This window comes from Halocynthiibacter namhaensis (assembly GCF_000812685.1).
In the GTDB taxonomy this organism is placed as follows: domain Bacteria; phylum Pseudomonadota; class Alphaproteobacteria; order Rhodobacterales; family Rhodobacteraceae; genus Halocynthiibacter; species Halocynthiibacter namhaensis.
This window is the reverse complement of the sequence record NZ_JWIF01000011.1, coordinates 1-16,861: the sequence shown is the minus strand read 5'-3', so window position 1 is coordinate 16,861 and position 16,861 is coordinate 1. Positions and strand designations below refer to the sequence as shown.

Annotated in this window: 18 protein-coding genes; 2 read left to right on the top strand and 16 right to left on the bottom strand. The window is 53.9% G+C overall.

Features of this window, described 5'->3' with window-relative positions:
• Window positions 1–11 precede the first annotated feature (11 nt).
• The 4 genes from RJ38_RS01120 to RJ38_RS01100 all read right to left on the bottom strand — a co-directional run bounded on the left by RJ38_RS01120 (window position 12) and on the right by RJ38_RS01100 (window position 2,534).
• Window positions 12–620, bottom strand: a complete 609-nt coding sequence (locus tag RJ38_RS01120) for an NADH-quinone oxidoreductase subunit C (RefSeq protein WP_039017082.1) — start codon at window positions 618–620, stop codon at window positions 12–14.
• Between the two features lie 12 nt (window positions 621–632).
• Entirely contained in the window at window positions 633–1,163 is a 531-nt protein-coding gene (locus tag RJ38_RS01115; protein WP_039017081.1) for a NuoB/complex I 20 kDa subunit family protein, read from the bottom strand.
• Window positions 1,154–1,519 carry an NADH-quinone oxidoreductase subunit A gene (locus tag RJ38_RS01110; protein WP_039017080.1) on the bottom strand — a complete coding sequence of 122 codons (366 nt, stop codon included), beginning with the start codon at window positions 1,517–1,519 and terminating at the stop codon, window positions 1,154–1,156. Before RJ38_RS01110 ends, RJ38_RS01115 begins: the two co-directional genes overlap by 10 nt.
• 400 nt (window positions 1,520–1,919) lie before the next feature.
• A complete protein-coding gene (locus RJ38_RS01100; RefSeq protein ID WP_337588966.1) occupies window positions 1,920–2,534 on the bottom strand; it encodes a response regulator transcription factor in 615 nt (204 codons plus the stop codon).
• A 156-nt stretch (window positions 2,535–2,690) separates the two neighbouring features.
• On the opposite strand from RJ38_RS01100, the gene RJ38_RS01095 reads away from it, so the two are divergent.
• Window positions 2,691–3,179, top strand: a complete 489-nt coding sequence (locus RJ38_RS01095) for a putative pterin-binding protein (protein WP_052245114.1) — start codon at window positions 2,691–2,693, stop codon at window positions 3,177–3,179.
• Window positions 3,180–3,292: 113 nt separating this feature from the next.
• Window positions 3,293–5,848, top strand: coding sequence for a PAS domain-containing hybrid sensor histidine kinase/response regulator (locus tag RJ38_RS01090; protein WP_039017078.1), 2,556 nt, complete (start codon window positions 3,293–3,295; stop codon window positions 5,846–5,848).
• Window positions 5,849–5,854: 6 nt separating this feature from the next.
• Here RJ38_RS01090 and RJ38_RS01085 read toward each other — a convergent pair whose 3' ends face one another.
• The 12 genes from RJ38_RS01085 to RJ38_RS01025 form a co-directional block, all read right to left on the bottom strand.
• A complete protein-coding gene (locus tag RJ38_RS01085; RefSeq protein WP_039017077.1) occupies window positions 5,855–6,637 on the bottom strand; it encodes a crotonase/enoyl-CoA hydratase family protein in 783 nt (260 codons plus the stop codon).
• Window positions 6,630–7,103 (bottom strand): DUF6653 family protein, encoded by a 474-nt coding sequence (locus RJ38_RS01080; protein WP_202903851.1) that lies wholly within the window; start codon window positions 7,101–7,103, stop codon window positions 6,630–6,632. The genes RJ38_RS01085 and RJ38_RS01080 overlap by 8 nt, the downstream gene beginning before the upstream one ends.
• A 33-nt stretch (window positions 7,104–7,136) precedes the next feature.
• On the bottom strand, window positions 7,137–7,991 hold the full coding sequence (locus tag RJ38_RS01075) for a hydroxymethylglutaryl-CoA lyase (protein WP_039017076.1): 855 nt from the start codon (window positions 7,989–7,991) through the stop codon (window positions 7,137–7,139).
• On the bottom strand, window positions 7,988–8,671 hold the full coding sequence (locus RJ38_RS01070; RefSeq protein WP_039017075.1) for a glutathione S-transferase family protein: 684 nt from the start codon (window positions 8,669–8,671) through the stop codon (window positions 7,988–7,990). Before RJ38_RS01070 ends, RJ38_RS01075 begins: the two co-directional genes overlap by 4 nt.
• 10 nt (window positions 8,672–8,681) lie before the next feature.
• On the bottom strand, window positions 8,682–9,023 hold the full coding sequence (locus RJ38_RS01065) for a hypothetical protein (protein ID WP_039017074.1): 342 nt from the start codon (window positions 9,021–9,023) through the stop codon (window positions 8,682–8,684).
• Window positions 9,020–10,972: an acetyl/propionyl/methylcrotonyl-CoA carboxylase subunit alpha gene (locus RJ38_RS01060; protein ID WP_039017073.1), complete on the bottom strand. Its 1,953-nt coding sequence runs from the start codon at window positions 10,970–10,972 to the stop codon at window positions 9,020–9,022. The genes RJ38_RS01065 and RJ38_RS01060 overlap by 4 nt, the downstream gene beginning before the upstream one ends.
• On the bottom strand, window positions 10,965–11,483 hold the full coding sequence (locus RJ38_RS01055; protein ID WP_156121705.1) for a hypothetical protein: 519 nt from the start codon (window positions 11,481–11,483) through the stop codon (window positions 10,965–10,967). The genes RJ38_RS01060 and RJ38_RS01055 overlap by 8 nt, the downstream gene beginning before the upstream one ends.
• A 5-nt stretch (window positions 11,484–11,488) precedes the next feature.
• Window positions 11,489–12,157, bottom strand: a complete 669-nt coding sequence (locus tag RJ38_RS01050; RefSeq protein WP_039017071.1) for a hypothetical protein — start codon at window positions 12,155–12,157, stop codon at window positions 11,489–11,491.
• A 129-nt stretch (window positions 12,158–12,286) separates the two neighbouring features.
• Window positions 12,287–13,891, bottom strand: coding sequence for a carboxyl transferase domain-containing protein (locus RJ38_RS01045; RefSeq protein ID WP_039017070.1), 1,605 nt, complete (start codon window positions 13,889–13,891; stop codon window positions 12,287–12,289).
• Window positions 13,892–14,448: 557 nt separating this feature from the next.
• A complete protein-coding gene (locus tag RJ38_RS01035; RefSeq protein ID WP_039017068.1) occupies window positions 14,449–14,970 on the bottom strand; it encodes a lysozyme inhibitor LprI family protein in 522 nt (173 codons plus the stop codon).
• A 31-nt stretch (window positions 14,971–15,001) separates the two neighbouring features.
• On the bottom strand, window positions 15,002–16,165 hold the full coding sequence (locus tag RJ38_RS01030) for an isovaleryl-CoA dehydrogenase (protein ID WP_039017067.1): 1,164 nt from the start codon (window positions 16,163–16,165) through the stop codon (window positions 15,002–15,004).
• Between the two features lie 214 nt (window positions 16,166–16,379).
• On the bottom strand, window positions 16,380–16,861 hold a 482-nt coding region (locus RJ38_RS01025), incomplete at its 5' end, for an IS3 family transposase (RefSeq protein WP_039017066.1).

The following is a 16,861-nucleotide window of genomic DNA, read 5'->3' as shown; positions in this document are numbered from 1 at the left end:
CTGCTCCATTATCAGCCTTTGGCCTCTTGTTTTTCGTCACCGGGAAGAATGTATTCCGCGCCCTCCCAAGGGGACATGAAATCAAACTGGCGGTATTCCTGAACCAAGTTAACAGGTTCGTACACAACGCGTTTCAGTTCTTCGTCGTAACGCACCTCTGTATAACCAGTGGTCGGGAAGTCTTTCTTCAACGGATGACCACGGAAACCGTAATCCGTCAGAATGCGACGCAGATCTGGATGGCCTGAGAACAGGATACCAAACATGTCGAAAACTTCGCGTTCAAACCAATTTGCACTTGGATGCACATCAACGATAGACGCGATCATTTCGTCTTCACGCAGCTGGCTGCGCAGACGAATGCGGTGGTTCTGATACATGGACAGAAAGTGGTAAACCATGTCGAAACGCTTGTCGCGTGACGGGTAATCCACAGCCGTGATATCAATCAAGCTTGAGAATTTGCAACGCGCATCATTCTTCAGAAACTCAACCAACGTAACGATGCCCGTTGGGGCAACATCTACGGTCAATTCACCATGGTTGATCTCATAACCGATCACAGCATCAGGCTGTTTCAGTTCAAGATATGCACCAAGTTCGTTTAGGGCTTCAGCCATTGTCAAATCCCCTTATCGCGCGATGGTGCCGGTGCGGCGAATTTTGCGTTGCAGTTGCAAAATCCCGTACATCAAGGCTTCAGCAGTGGGTGGGCAGCCAGGAACATAAATATCCACAGGCACGATACGATCACAGCCACGCACAACAGAATAGCTATAGTGGTAATAACCGCCGCCATTCGCACAGGATCCCATAGAGATCACATAACGTGGTTCGGGCATTTGGTCGTACACTTTGCGCAATGCGGGCGCCATTTTATTGGTCAGCGTGCCCGCAACGATCATCAAGTCAGATTGGCGTGGGGAGGCGCGCGGCGCGGTGCCATAGCGTTCAAGATCATACCGCGGCATGGATGTGTGCATCATTTCAACCGCACAACAGGCCAGACCAAAGGTCATCCAGTGCAGGGAACCCGTGCGGGCCCAGTTGATCACATCTTCCGTGGAGGTCAGGATAAAACCTTTATCCTGAAGTTCTTTATTAAGCTCAGCGGTGGCGACCGAACGGTCTTCCCCGGCAGTGGCTGCGGTGGTTACTCCCATTCGAGTGCCCCCTTCTTCCATTCGTAAGCGAACCCAATGGTCAGAACCCCGAGGAACACCATCATAGACCAGAAACCGACCATCCCGACATCCTTAAAGGCAACGGCCCATGGGAAGAGGAAAGCGATCTCAAGATCGAAGATAATGAACAGGATCGACACAAGGTAGAACCGCACATCAAATTTCATCCGCGCATCGTCAAAAGCATTAAATCCGCATTCATATGCAGATACTTTTTCCGGATCGGGATTGCGAACAGCGAGGACAACAGCAGCAAGGATCAAAACAAGTCCAATGCCGATGGCCAACGCCAGAAAAATCAGGATGGGGAGATATTCTCTCAGAAGGTCTTGCACATCTGGCTCCTTGGTGGCGTGAAAGCAACGCGTGCCTGGTTGCCCATGGGTTTAAACGCCTGTGTCAGCAGGGTCAATGCGGTGGGCGTTAACCAATTGCAGTTTTTCAACATTGCGATTTTTGCTTTTTTTGTCTGTTCACCTGTAAATTTTCCTGAAAAACAAGGGGATTGAATAGACACCAACATACTTCATTGGTTAACAGCCCACAAAAAATTGTGCCAAAGCCATGCCAGAGTCACGTCAAATTCATTCTGACAACAGGTCAAACTGTGATCAAAATACTATTGCGACTCTCTGCTGTAACCCGGCAACGAAAGGCAATTCGGTACTATAGCACGCCAAACATATAGACCCGCAAGATTGGGTACGAACTGGGCGCGAACTGGGAGCGGACAAGTCAGTGAAAGCCGCGCTCATTGGCAAATAGGGCCGCTTGTGTGCGGTTCTTCACACCCAGTTTCGCCATCAAGGTTTTCACATGCAATTTCACGGTGACCTCTTGAAGACCCAGGTCACGCCCGATTTCTTTATTGCTTAATCCGCGCTGCAACCTCTGCAAGGTCTCGCGTTCTCGCCGGGTTAATGTTGCCAAAACCGGGTCTTGCGCATGTTCAACCGGGTCATCCAAGCCAAACGGGAAAAACGCTTCGCCCTGCGCCATCAAACGGATGGCATGCACCATCGATTTGGCGCTCATGGATTTCGACAAAAACCCCGCAGCGCCGCATTCCATCGCCTGAAGCCCCACGGTTTTGCCTGCAACTCCAGACATCAAAGCAACACGTGCATGTGGCAACAATGCTTGGGTGCGTTTTAGCCCCTCAAGCCCATTCATGCCCGGCATATTATAATCTAAAACAATCACGTCCATCGGCGTCATGCCACGTGCGAGGTCTAATGCGGCATCAAGGGTCGCCGCACCCAGCACATTGAAACCATTATCTGCGTTCAAAAATGCAACAATCGTGTCTCGCACGAGGTCATGGTCATCCGCGATTAATACATTCACCATTGCGGATCCTCCATAAGTTAATCTTATAATTTTAGCACGGAAAGACAACTGCGCCTATGAAAAATATACCAAAGTCTATTTACATACACCTAATAGACCTCGTAAAATCCTTCAACTCACGGCACTCTATTGACACTCTCAGAGACGGATCACCAGATGTTTATGTCCCGAATTACCACATATACGTTGGCACTCGTTGCAGCCGTGTTGGTCATTCCCCCTTCACTGCTTGCAGATACAACTCCATCTCTGAGGGTACAAATCGAGGACACGGTCATAAATCTAGACCTGCAGCAACTTGATGCCCTGCCCCAAACGGAATTCACAACAACCACGATCTGGACGGATGATGAAGTGCATTTCTCGGGCGTCACCCTACATGATCTGCTTGAACATATTGAGGCCAGCGGGACCCAAGTCAAACTGACCGCCGTGAATGATTACGCCTCGACCCTGTCCATCCAAGATGTGACCCCGCATGCGCCTTTGATCGCCACACGTTTGGATGGCGAGACGATGTCCGTGCGGGAAAAAGGCCCATTTTGGGTGATTTACCCGTTTGATTCCGGAGCAGAATATCGCACTGAAATCAACTTCACGCGCAGCGTTTGGCAGTTGGTTTCCATGACAATTCTGGACGAATAGGCACCCTTGCCCTAATATGGCGCGACATTGGGATATCAGCCCACTCACCAGATCCATAACGGTCTGTGCATCCCGATTACAGTTGTCTTTTCCTAGATCCAGACGGAGACCACGTGCAACAAGACGAACTCCAAAAACTGCGCCCATTCATGGTCAAACTGCCCCTTTTGTTCGTGTTGCTTGCTGTGCTGTTGGGCATGCTGTCTTTCTCTTTGTATCGCCAAGTTCAAAATCTAAGCGCGGCTGGTGACGGCAACACACAATGGAGCCTCGCACAGCTCGAAACTGAATATTTTCGGTATAAGCAAACGTTGCATCATCACGATGAAACACAGCCTTTCAACGCAAACGACGTCCGGCTGCGCTTTGACATTTTGGTTAGTCGCTACAATCTCACCCAAACCGGTACGCTTGGTAGGCTTACGCAAGGCGACCCGCGCTTCGAGCAACCCAAAGCGGTCATTGTAACCTTCATCCGGGACAGCGACGCGATTTTTCAATCTGACGCCCCCTTGAAGGATAACCTGCATCTGCTTCTGGAATTGGCTCATTTGGCAGAAACAAACATCCACGAATTGGGTGTGTTGGGCGCGCAGGTCGTGGCTTCCGCAAGTTCCGTTCGCCGCCTCGCGATAAAACGCCAACTTGCCCAAACCAGCGCCACGGTCGTGTTGTTGATGGCGGCCTTGTTCTTGGTGGTGATCCATATGCGTCATCTCTATCAGAAATCCCAACTTGCGGATCGCATGTTACGCGACACGTCCCGCTTCCTCAGCGCGACAGTTGAAGGATCTCTTGACGGGATCATCATCATGGACAATCTCGGCAATATCATCGATTTCAATCCCGCCGCAGAGATGATTTTCCAATGGTCCCGCGACGACGTAATAATGAAACCGCTGATAGAAGTCGCAGTTCCCCAGCGCCTGCGCGCAACGCTTCTCGAAGACGTTCAACGCTCGCTGTCGAACGATGAACCACCTGCGGTCAATAGCGAACGTTTGATCTTAACCGCCCAACGTGCCTCTGGGCAGGAATTCCCGATTGAGTTCAACATCACCCCCGCATCGGATCAAAGAGGCACCCATTATATTGCCTATTTCCGCGACATCAGCCAACGCGCCGAAAACGAACGCCACCTGATTGAGGCCCGCGACACAGCCGAACGCGCAAACCAAGCAAAATCCAGGTTTGTTGCCATGGTAAGCCATGAAATGCGCACCCCGCTGAATGGGATGCTTGGGGTCTTCGATCTGCTGAGCAACACAAAGACCACGGATAAACAGGCCGAATACATCGACATGGCGCAATCGTCGGGGGAATTCCTTCTGGAACATATCAACGACGCGCTTGATATCATCCGCACCGACAGCGTCGATCAACCCCGGATCCGAAGCCCCTTTATTGCCTATGATTTGGCCGCAAAGGTGGTCGCCGATCTTACGCCATTGGCCAATGAAAAAGATCTGCAGATTACGATGGAAGGCAGTGGCAATACATTGGTTCAAACCTGCGGCGATGTCGAAGCCATCCGCCGCATTCTGACCAATCTGCTTGGCAATGCCATCAAGTTCTCGCAGGATGGCACCATTCTTGTTGCACTCAACATTACAGCCAACGCTTATACCGCTGACCTTCAGGTCTCGGTGACGGACACAGGCCCTGGGATTTCACCGGACCGCCTTGAGGAAATATTTCACGACTACACCGTTTTTGAACGCCCCGAAGGGCGTCAGCACCACAGCCATGGCCTGGGCCTCGCGATTTCACGCCGCCTTGCTCAATCCATGTCAGGCACTGTTCAGGTCAACAGCGTGTTGGGCCAGGGCAGTTGTTTCACCTTCACTGTCACCCTTGATCTCGCCGATAAGCCACCTGTCGCTCCGACCTTGGCTGTGCCCGCAGTAACGGCACATGAATGCCCCCTTCCGTCCCCCATGCATCCCCTAAGTTTGCCGCGGTTAAAAATTCTTGTGGTCGAAGACAATGCGATCAACTTGCAGGTTCTGGGTGATATGTTGCATTTCCTTGGTCAAGACGTCGTCACAGCCCAAGACGGGTCAGAAGCCATTGCACGGTGTTCAGATCAAACGTTTGATCTGATTTTGATGGATATCAACATGCCTGTGATGAACGGAGTTCAAGCCATCCGACACATCCGCGCGGGCACATCCACCAATGCAAACAGTCCAATCATCGCCCTTTCTGCCCAATCCCCTGACGCTTTCAACGCGGGGGATCTCGCCGAGTTATGCACCTTCGAGGCCAAACCCCTACGTTTGTCCCGTTTGCGCGATTTGCTACAGTTCCAAACTCTGCCCAATGGGCCGACAGACAGGACGACGGATGTCTCCATCCCGGTGTTAAACGAGCTGCGCGAAATTCTCGGGGCGCTGACCACCACCAAAACCCTTATCGAGTTTTTCGACGAACTGGCCTTGGTTCAAACCGCGACCGTAGATATCGACAGCGACGCGTTCACAAGCCAAGCCCATAAAGCCGCCGGTGCCGCCGCAATCTTGGGTTTGACCAAATTGCAAGAGCTGCTGGCACATCTGTCAAAACAAGATGACACAGGTGATGTTCCATCGCGCACAACCCTTATGACCCAAGTGGGCGCAGCCACAGAAACCACCCGTAAAATACTGATTGAGAACGAATTTATCTGATCTATTCTACGTGTTCCAAGACGCTTTACGTTTGTCAAAGAACGCACCAATGCCCTCGGCACTTTCCGCGTCTTCCCAACGCCCTGCCAGCGCGGCAATCGACATATCAATCACCTCATCATCGATGCGCGGCCCCAAAGCACGCGCCAAAGCCTTGGCATCTGCAACCGCACGCGGCGCACAAGACAGGTAAGGCACGACTTCGGCCTCAATCGCCGCATCTAGGTCATCCAGCGAAACGACACGCGCCAGTAAATCCATGTCACGTGCTTCATCCGCACCAAACAGACGCGCCGACATAAAGACACGCCGTGCCTTACCCTCGCCCATCCGAGCCAAAACATAAGGCCCAATGGTGGCCGGGATTAGACCAAGCCGGGTTTCCGTCAGCCCAAATTTTGCGCCCTCGACACCAATCGCCACATCACAAACAGACAGCATCCCAATGCCGCCGCCAAAAGCGTTGCCCTGCACGCGCCCGATCAAAGGCTTGGGCATGGTGTTCAGCGCTTGCAACATCTCGGCCAATTTGCGCGCCTCGCACATACGCGCAACCGGATCCGCCGCCATCTGATCTTGCATCCAGCGCAGATCCCCACCGGCGCAGAACGACTTACCGCCAGCGGCAAGGATCACGACACGCACGCTGTCATCCGCACCAAGCTGCCCTGCCGCCTGCGTTAGCTCGGCCAACATCTGTGCCGACATCGCGTTGTGTTTTTCAGGTCGGTTCAACGTCAGCGTCGCGACACCGCGCGCATCGGTTTCAATTGTAATCGTTTCATACATCGCCATGTTTCCTCGCAGGGTCCGCCGCCAGAAAGTCGAGATAGATCCAAACCATCCGGTCCACAAACCAAGTTTTCATAATCATTGTCAGCGCAACGCCCGTCACCGTCGCCATCAGGTCAAACTGCCACACCCCCCAGGCCATCAACCCCATTCCAGGGATCGTGATAACCATCAAAACCCTCAGGCAAATCAGATGATGTTGCGCAACTTCATCTGTACGCTTCAGATAAATCTGTTCCCCCAAAACGCCCCGAGATGCCCAATTGTCCAGGTGCTGCGGCACCTGAAACAAACGCGGGTTCAGCCAGTTCCAAATCAGAACCAGCCCGACCACAAGCCATGCCCAACCGCCAATCCAATCACGCGACCAGATCGCAAGACTGAACAGCGGCAGCAGCGTAAACCGTGTCCAAACCGACCAAGGGTTCGCGTGACGCAGCCAAATGGCATCCGTCATGCCCATGAAGCTTTCCAGCCTGTGGATGAAGCCCATCTCTTAACTTTCGCGCATTTTACGTGCCATAACAGCCGCTTCCTGCACGACATTCGCGTCAAGACCCGTATCAATCCCGATGCGTTCGCAATGTTCCATCACACGTTCCGTCGCCACATTTCCGGCAGCACCCGGCGCATAAGGACAGCCGCCAAGACCGCCAACAGCCGCATCAAACACCTTCACGCCAAGCGAAATAGACGCATCAATATTATCAATCGCCCGTCCAGATGTGTCGTGATAATGCCCGGCCAAACGGTGCACAGGCACGACATCACGCATCTTCAAAAGCATCTTCGCAATGCTATCGGGCGTCGCTTGACCAATCGTGTCGCCCAGCGAAATCTCATAGCAGCCCATGGCGAACAAAGCTTCCGCCACACGCGCCACCTCATCCGGGTCAACCTTGCCGTCATAGGGGCAATCGGTCACGCAAGACACATAGCCGCGCACCGGCATATCCACATGACGCGCGGCCTCCATGATCGGTTTGAACCGCTCAAGACTTTCCGCAATGCTCGCGTTGATATTGGCTTTTGAGAACCCTTCCGAGGCCGATCCAAAGATCGAAATCTCATCCGCCTTGGCCGCAATCGCGCCCTCATAGCCGCGCATATTTGGTGTCAGCGCCGCATAGCTGATGCCATCCGCCCGCGTGATACCTGCCAAAACATCCGCACTGTCCGCCATCTGAGGCACCCATTTGGGCGACACGAAACTCGCGCATTCAATCCGGCGAAAGCCCGCGCGCGACAAGCAATCCACCAGCGCGATTTTCTCGGCCGTGGGGATCTGGCGTTTTTCATTCTGCAAACCATCCCGTGGCCCACATTCAAAAATCTCAATCGCGTCCGTCATGCGTTTTCCTCCGGTTTCACCACCTCAGGTGGCGGGTAAAAATCCTTACGGTAAATCAGCGGCTCACCCTCTTGCGGCAAAGCCTTCGCAAAACTCGGTCGCGCCTTGAACCTGCCCCACCATGCACGAAGATTTGGCATCTCATCAAGGGATGTAAATCGTGCGCCAACGAAAACACCGTAAGCCAAGGCGCAATCCACCGCAGAATACCCGCCCGCCAACATCCAATCACGCCCATCAGCCAATTGTGCATCCAAACGCTTCAAGGTCACAGCCAGACGTTTCGCCTCAAGCCCCATCTGGGTCGGCGATTTCATCCAATCCTGGTACAACACGATATGCGCTTGCGTCAGGTTCGCGCAATGCTGGCCTATGGTTTCAGCATAGTGCAACAGATCCAGATACTCCGCGCGCTCGGGCGACCCAGGCGCACGCGACAAAGCCCCGTCCCCCAGCTCAGCCAGATATTCAACCGCAGCCCCGCTTTCACAGATCACCTGGCCCGTGCCGATTTCCATCGCAGGCACACGCCCCGCCGGGTTCAACGCCTTATATTCCTCAGATCGCAAGGATTTATCAAAGAAGTTGTAGCTGACCAATTCATAGTCCAGCCCCAATTCCTCCAACACCCAAATCACCCGCATGGACCGCGCCTGTGCTGCGTGATGTAAACGTATCATATTCTTCCCCTCACCAGAGCCAACGGCCCATCTCGATCAAATGTCGCGCATAGCCCGCCGTCACCGCAATCATCGGCAACAACCAAATATAAGCCGCAATTCCTTCGCGTTTTGGCTCAGAAACGGCCTCTTCAATGGGATCTTCTTTGCGCCCAAAGATCAAGCGTCGCAGCCCATAAAACACCCCAACCAAGGCCCCTTCGAACACCAGCTGGATCAACATAATCGGCCAGAGCACCGAGACAATGAAAGCGATAAATGGCAGCATATAGCCAACCGCATGCGCAAGCAGAGACACGATCGCCAGCAACAACAGCTCTGCAATGTGAACCTGCCCGCGCATTACTTTCATGCAGCGGCCTCGTCTTCTTCCGCCAATCGGATCAAGGCAGCGCCTGCTTCGACCTGTCCGCCCGCCGCGCATAGAACCTCAGCCACCACACCATCGCGTGCCGCCGTCAATGTATGTTCCATCTTCATGGCTTCCAAAATTGCCAAAGCGTCGCCTTCTTGCACGACGGCCCCCGCTTCAACCATTACGGCTTTCACAAGACCCGGCATGGGCGCCTCAATCAAGCTTGGGTCGCCCCCCGCGCCATGGGCCACATCCAGAACGTCAATGCCCTCAAAGTGGTAATTATTGCCCCAGAACACCGTGACATTATCGCCAAGCACCGCAATCTCAGCCGGGGTTTTGTCACCGCCAACCCACCAGATACCATCGGTGCGGGTCACCGTCACAAAACCACCGTCCAGTTCAATATGGAAATTGCGATCCGTCATCGTGGTGATGCGGGCCTCGATTTCATCGCCCTTATGGCTGAACTTCACCGTCACAGGTACACGCGCCCAAAGGCCAAATCCGGACTCCTGGGCGTTATCGCCTGCCAGACCCGCAAAGCCCAAAGCCGCCAGGCTACGCGCCTTAATACAAGGCACGGGATCCGGCGTCAGCGTATCAATATCGCGATCAATCAGACCCGTATCCACACGCCCGGCCGCGAAATCATCATGGCGTACCAGCGCACGCAAAAATGCTAGGTTGGTCACAGACCCCGCAACTTGCGTCTCCGCCAAGGCCTGCGCCATCTTGCCCAAAGCAATGTCACGCGACCCACCATGGGTGATGATCTTTGCGATCATCGGATCATACCAAGGCGAAATTTCATCGCCCGCGCGCACCCCAATGTCAGACCGCGCGCCTTCAGGGAATTGCAAATGCGTCAGCGTGCCAGTGGCAGGCAAAAAACCCGCAGGCACATCTTCTGCATATAGGCGCACCTCAAAACTGTGCCCATCAATCGACAACTCATCCTGTTGTTTTGGAAGGGTTTCCCCCGCAGCCACACGCAATTGCCATTCCACCAGATCAACGCCGGTGATGGCCTCGGTCACAGGGTGTTCCACCTGCAAACGCGTGTTCATTTCCATGAACCAAAACCCATCAACGCGCAGGCCATCCGACCCATCAACGATAAATTCCACCGTGCCTGCGCCGGCGTAGCCGATCGCCTCAGCAGCCCGCGTCGCCGCGTCACCCATAGCTTTGCGCACGTCATCGGTCATGCCGGGTGCAGGGGCTTCCTCGATCACCTTTTGGTGGCGACGTTGCAGCGAACAGTCCCGTTCAAACAAATGCACGGCGTTTGTGCCGTCGCCAAAGACCTGCACCTCAATATGACGCGGGGAAGTCACGAATTTCTCGATCAACACAGCGTCATTGCCAAAGGCTGTTTTCGCCTCCCCCATCGCACTCGCCAACGCCGCATCAAAATCACTCTCGGCCTCAACCAAACGCATGCCCTTACCGCCGCCGCCCGCAACCGCTTTGATCAACACGGGGTATCCAATTTTACCCGCTTCCGCCTTCAAAAGCTTCGGATCCTGATCCGCCCCGTGATAGCCCGGCACAACCGGCACGCCCGCCTCAATCATCAAGGCTTTCGCCGCGTCCTTCAGGCCCATCGCGCGAATTGCACTGGCAGACGGCCCGATAAACGCCAAGCCCGCCGCCTCGCAAGCCTCTACAAAATCAGGGTTTTCCGAGAGAAACCCATAGCCGGGATGGATCGCCTCAGCACCACTGTCTTGGGCGGCCAGAATAATGCGTTCCCGCACCAAATAACTGTCCGCAGGCGCATTCGCCCCGATGTGCACCGCCTCATCCGCCATGGCGACGTGCTTAGACTTCGCATCCGCATCCGAATACACAGCCACAGTTTTCACGCCCATCTTGCGCGCCGTTTCCATCACCCGGCAAGCAATTTCACCCCGGTTTGCGATCAGTATTTTCTTAAACATCAGCTTCTCCCGCGTTACGCGTTGTCTGAGCGGCCCCGGCCGCATCTGTTTCGTTTACCCAGCTGCGATAGCGATGCCGGAAAATCAGGTTCGCCCGATCACTGTCCATCATGTAAAACAGCACCAGAAATGAGCCCGCCCCAACGACAACCCCAAATATGGGCCCCGTCAGCGCAAGCAGAATTGAAAAGCAGAAATGCGCCACCACAAACAAAATGGTCGCGGGGGCACGCATCAGGATCCCGACAATGGTCAGCAGTGACAGAACGATCATCAGCGCATGGGTGCCCAGCCTGTAAACATCGTAATACCAGTCCCCACCAAGGCCCTGACCAAGTCCAACAATATGAAAGACAACTTCCGCCAGGAAATACAAAATGATCAGATAAAAGATCACCCCAATGCGCCCCAACCGATGCCCATGCGCCACATGACGCGGCACATAGACCCATTGCGACCCGGTCAGCGCATCCATCTCGCCCCGTTGAAATTCGACTTTATCTTGAACCATCACATTCACCACCAAGACCCGTTTTCACCATCGGCAAGATGTTCGCGTACAAATCCCGGCAAAGGCCAAGCCTCGCGATCCATCCCGCTGACTTTCCCTTTCAAGCCGTCCCGGTAAGCATGATCATAGAGCTCTCGGTGAACGGTCACCTCAATATGGCTTAATGCAGTTTCAACCTTCGCCTTGGTCTGTTCAAACTCGTCCCTCAGCTTGGCCTCGTCGCTTTTCCCCTTCACAAGCCCCGCCAACCCCGTGAAATTCAGCACTTGTTTCCCTGCCCCTAGGGCAATGGCCAAAACAAGGTTCGCGATGGCACCGCCCAGAAATTCACCAGCGGATGCCCAACTCAACCAACCGCTTTTCTTATTGGCAGCTTCCGACCGCATGCGATCAAACTCGCTTGCAAAAACCTCGCGAAACTGGCGCGCGAAACGCGTGCGACTGAAATCATCGCGCCCGGTAAAGATCCGCAACACAGGCCTCACAAAAATCCCGCCCTCAGATTTTGCAACAAATTCCTCAAAGTCGAACAGAAAAAAGTAATCTTCCGCATCCACCGACCGATGCACCATGTAAACCGCGATCTCTGCTTCACGCGTTAACTCAGGAAGCTTCACCTCCGGCAACTTCACCTCTGGCATGCGATCCCAAATCGCCTTTCCAATTCCCTTCATGTGACATCTCTTTCATCTTTCCCGAAATACTCCGGGGGAGTCCGCAGGACGGGGGCAGCGCCCCCTCTGGAACCAGAAATCATATGCGTATCATATGTGTAATATAGGCATGGGATGTGCACCATCAGATTACATCCGAAAGACGCCGAATTTGGTTTCTTCAATCGGTGCGTTCAGGGCGGCCAATAGGGACAGATACAACACGTCACGCGTGTCACGTGGGTCGATAATTCCGTCATCCCATAGACGCGCGGATGCATACAGCGGGTGGCTTTGTTCCTCAAACATATCAATCGTCGGCTGCTTGAATGCGGCTTCTTCTTCCGCAGACCATTCCTCGCCCTGACGTTCAATTCCATCCCGTTTCACGGTCGCCAAAACGCCCGCAGCCTGCTCGCCCCCCATCACAGAGATCCGTGAATTTGGCCAAGACCACATGAAACGTGGCTGATAGGCACGTCCGGCCATGCCATAGTTCCCAGCCCCGAAAGACCCGCCGACAACCATGGTGACTTTTGGCACTTTTGTGGTGGCAACCGCGGTTACCAATTTAGCGCCGTGGCGCGCGATGCCCTCATTTTCGTATTTCCGACCAACCATAAAGCCCGTGATATTCTGAAGGAAAATCAATGGGATATTACGTTGTGAACACAACTCCACGAAATGCGCGCCTTTTTGCGCGGCCTCGCTAAACAGCACACCATTGTTGGCAATGATCCCGATGGGGCAGCCTTTGAGATGGGCGAAACCCGTGACCAAAGTCTCGCCGTAACGTGGCTTAAATTCATCAAATTTCGAGCCATCCACAACCCGGGCAATCACTTCGCGAATGTCATAAGGCGTCTTCAAATCGCCCGGTACAACGCCCAAAAGTTCTTCCGCGTCATACAAAGGTTCCTCAGACTCGCGCCATTTTACGGTCGTCGGTTTGGTCAGGTTCAGGCTTTCCACCGCACGACGCGCCAGCGCCAAAGCATGTGTGTCATCCTCGGCCAGGTAATCCGCAACGCCGGACAAGCGCGTGTGTACATCGCCACCGCCAAGGTCTTCCGCCGTCACAACTTCGCCTGTGGCCGCTTTCACCAAAGGCGGGCCAGCCAGGAAGATCGTGCCTTGTTCTTTCACGATGATCGAGACATCCGACATAGCAGGCACATAGGCCCCGCCCGCCGTACAAGACCCCATCACAACCGCGATCTGCGCGATGCCCATGGCGGACATATTGGCTTGGTTGTAGAAAATCCGGCCAAAGTGATCACGATCCGGGAAGACCTCATCCTGGTTGGGCAAGTTCGCCCCACCCGAGTCCACCAGATAAATACAAGGCAGTCGACATTCCTGGGCGATTTCCTGGGCGCGCAGATGCTTCTTCACGCTCATCGGATAATAGGTGCCACCTTTGACAGTCGCGTCATTACAGACAACCATCACGTCCTGACCGTGCACCTGGCCAATGCCCGCAATCACGCCTGCGCAAGGGGCCGCGCCATCATACATGCCATGGGCGGCAGTTGCGCCGATCTCCAAGAACGGGCTGCCCGGATCAAGCAGGTTCATCACCCGTTCCCGAGGCAACATTTTCCCGCGAGAAAGATGGCGCGCACGAGATTTCTCGCCGCCCCCCGCAGCAGCCACACGCGCCGCATCGCTGATGGTGTCAATCATAACCTCATGCGCCGCCACATTGGCTTTAAACGCATCAGAGGTTGGCAGAGCTTTGGTGGTGAGTTTCATTCAGTTTTCTCCGTCTACGGATGAATTTCTCTGGACCATTCGGTTTAGAACACGAACAGAATACAGATGCATGGTACTTCCCAGCGCTTCGCAATAGATCTCAGGATATGTATCGGGGACTTGGCAGTCGTCGGCTTTAGTTGGCCCTTGACGCACGGCTTCAAGTCTTCGCGCATAATTTCGCGGGGCGAAGCCATCAGCCTGAATTTCTTCTGGCAAACTCTTAAACATTTCGGTTGCACGATCATTTATATCTGCCCTGATAGCCTCCAAACACGTGGGATCGACTTGGCCGTCAGCCTCACAATATCCCAATGGCGCTGAGAGGCAGTCTGTCTCCAAACGAGAGGACAGCACAGACATAGAGATAAAACGTGAGCCGCCGCGTTCAGCACTATCCTTCTGCTCGTAAACATAGTCTGTCGTTTCCAAGCACACATCCAGATAGGAAATGGCATGCTCAACCAGGGACATCTTGGCCTGAACCGGGCCAGAGATTGCGAATACAAGGCACAAGCCCCCTGTCAGTACAATTGGGCTTCGAAAGCAGAACGTCATCACCTACCACCCGCCATTTCATCTTCAAGAAAGAAGAAATGCTCTGCAGTTGCACGTGTCAAGCAGTCGATCTCATAAGACCTTGCATCCGATCCAGGACGCCAACGTGTCTGCATAAAGGTGCAGCGTGTATTGCGAAGGTTGATCCAAGCACGTTGCATATTTTCCAGCAGTATCACCTGTGACGGCGTGCCTTCGTGGCTATTGCTGTCGATTTCCTCCAAGCGGGCTTCCAACATGAAATACGCCCCGCTCGACATCTGATCCCACAGGTCATATTCGGCCTGTAAGCACAGCTCGTTTCGCGCGTGGCCTTCGGCACCCGACGCACCCATACAAGCCTTGGCTGAGCGCCCAATGCAACTTTCCCGCGTTGGTGACGCCTCGGAAATGTCACTTTGGGAATAACATTCCTTGGTCAGTCTTTCATTAAAACTGATGTCTTGCGCGACCAATGGTGTCGCGACAGGCAATAATGCAAAAGCCAAAACAGCCGTGAGGGTTCGAATGGAATGGGCCATGTGTAATCTCCTAGATACAATCACTTGAAGCTTACCCCATCGCCCCCATCAGTTCACGGCCAATTAACATGCGGCGAATTTCCGACGTACCTGCGCCGATTTCCATCAATTTCGCATCGCGGAACATCCGTGACACAGCGCTGTCATTCATAAAGCCCGCGCCCCCCATAGCCTGCACCGCTTGGTGAGCCTGTTTCATGGCTTCTTCCGACGCGTAAAGCACACAGGCGGCGGCATCTTGACGGGTGACTTCACCGCGATCACAGGTTTTGGCGACCTCATAGACATAGGCCCGCGCTGAGTTCATCGCGGTGTACATATCGGCGATTTTACCCTGCATCAGTTGGAAATCCCCGATGCGTTTGCCGAATTGTTTGCGTTCCGCCATGTAGGGCATGACCTCATCCATACAACCCGCGATGATGCCCGTGCCGATGCCCGACAGAACCACGCGTTCATAATCAAGGCCAGACATCAAGACGTTGACGCCTTTGCCCTCCTCGCCCAGCACGTTTTCAAACGGCACTTCTACGTTGTCAAACACCAGTTCCGCCGTGTTCGATCCGCGCATGCCCATCTTGTCGAAATGCTTGGATGTGCTGAAACCCACCATGTCTTTTTCGATGATGAAGGCCGTGATGCCCTTGGGGCCAGCGTCTGGGTCGGTTTTCGCGTAAACCACCAAAGTGTCGGCGTCTGGGCCGTTGGTGATCCAGTATTTCGTGCCATTGAGCACATAGTAACCGTTGCGTTTCTCCGCCTTCAGCTTCATGGACACCACATCAGAACCAGAGCCAGCTTCAGACATCGCCAAAGCGCCCACATGTTCACCAGAGATCAGTTTCGGCAGGTATTTTTGTTTCTGTTCTTCGGTGGCATTGCGGCGAATTTGGTTCACACACAGGTTGGAATGCGCTCCGTATGACAGCGAGACCGAGGCCGAAGCCCGCGCGAGTTCCTCAACAATAATCACATGCGCGAGATAAGGCATGCCCGCCCCGCCGTATTCCTCAGGTGTGGTGACGCCCAACAGGCCCAGCTCGCCCATTTCCTGCCAAAGTTCCGCCGGGAATTCGTTTGATTGGTCAATCTCAGCGGCCATCGGTTTGATCCGGTCCTGCGCCCAACGATGCACCATATCGCGCAGGGCGTTGACGTCTTCACCAAGGTCGAAATTCATCACGGCATTAAACATGGCTGGCTCCTATTGAGGCTGGTCCGGCGATATTTACACCCGCGACCCGATTTATTGAACGCTTGTTCATTTAATACGCCAAAGCCACGATTCAGGTCAATAGCCCGGCAAAGTGCCGTGGCGTCGCAAGCTTGACTAAATGCAATAAGGCGTTTGCTTCCAAACCACTGGCACGCTGGTCTTGTCCCGCTTACGTTCCGGTCTCTGAACTCATTTATGCGGCCTTTCGCTCAAAAGCCAAGGGACTTTTCCCGCCAAGCGATGAGTGGCGACGGCGCGGGTTATAGAACCCGTTGATATACTGGAAGATCGCGCCTTCAGCCTGACGGCGTGTGTCCCAACGGTTGCGCCAAATCAGCTCAGCCTTAATGGATTTGAAGAACGTCTCGACCATAGAATTATCATAACAATTTCCCTTGCCGCTCATCGAGACCTTGAAACCGTGCTTGGACAAGCGCTTCTGATACTCATTTGAGCAATATTGTGAACCACGATCCGTATGGTGAATGCAATCCTCCGGTGGTTGGCGCAAAGCAACGGCCATATCTAACGCCCGGATTGCCAGATCCTTCTTCATGCGGTTACTGATAGCCCAGCCGATGACGCGGCGAGAATACAGGTCAAGGATGACGGCAAGATACAGCCAACCTTCGCTGGTCCAAATGTAGCTGATGTCGCCAGCCCATTTCTGATTGG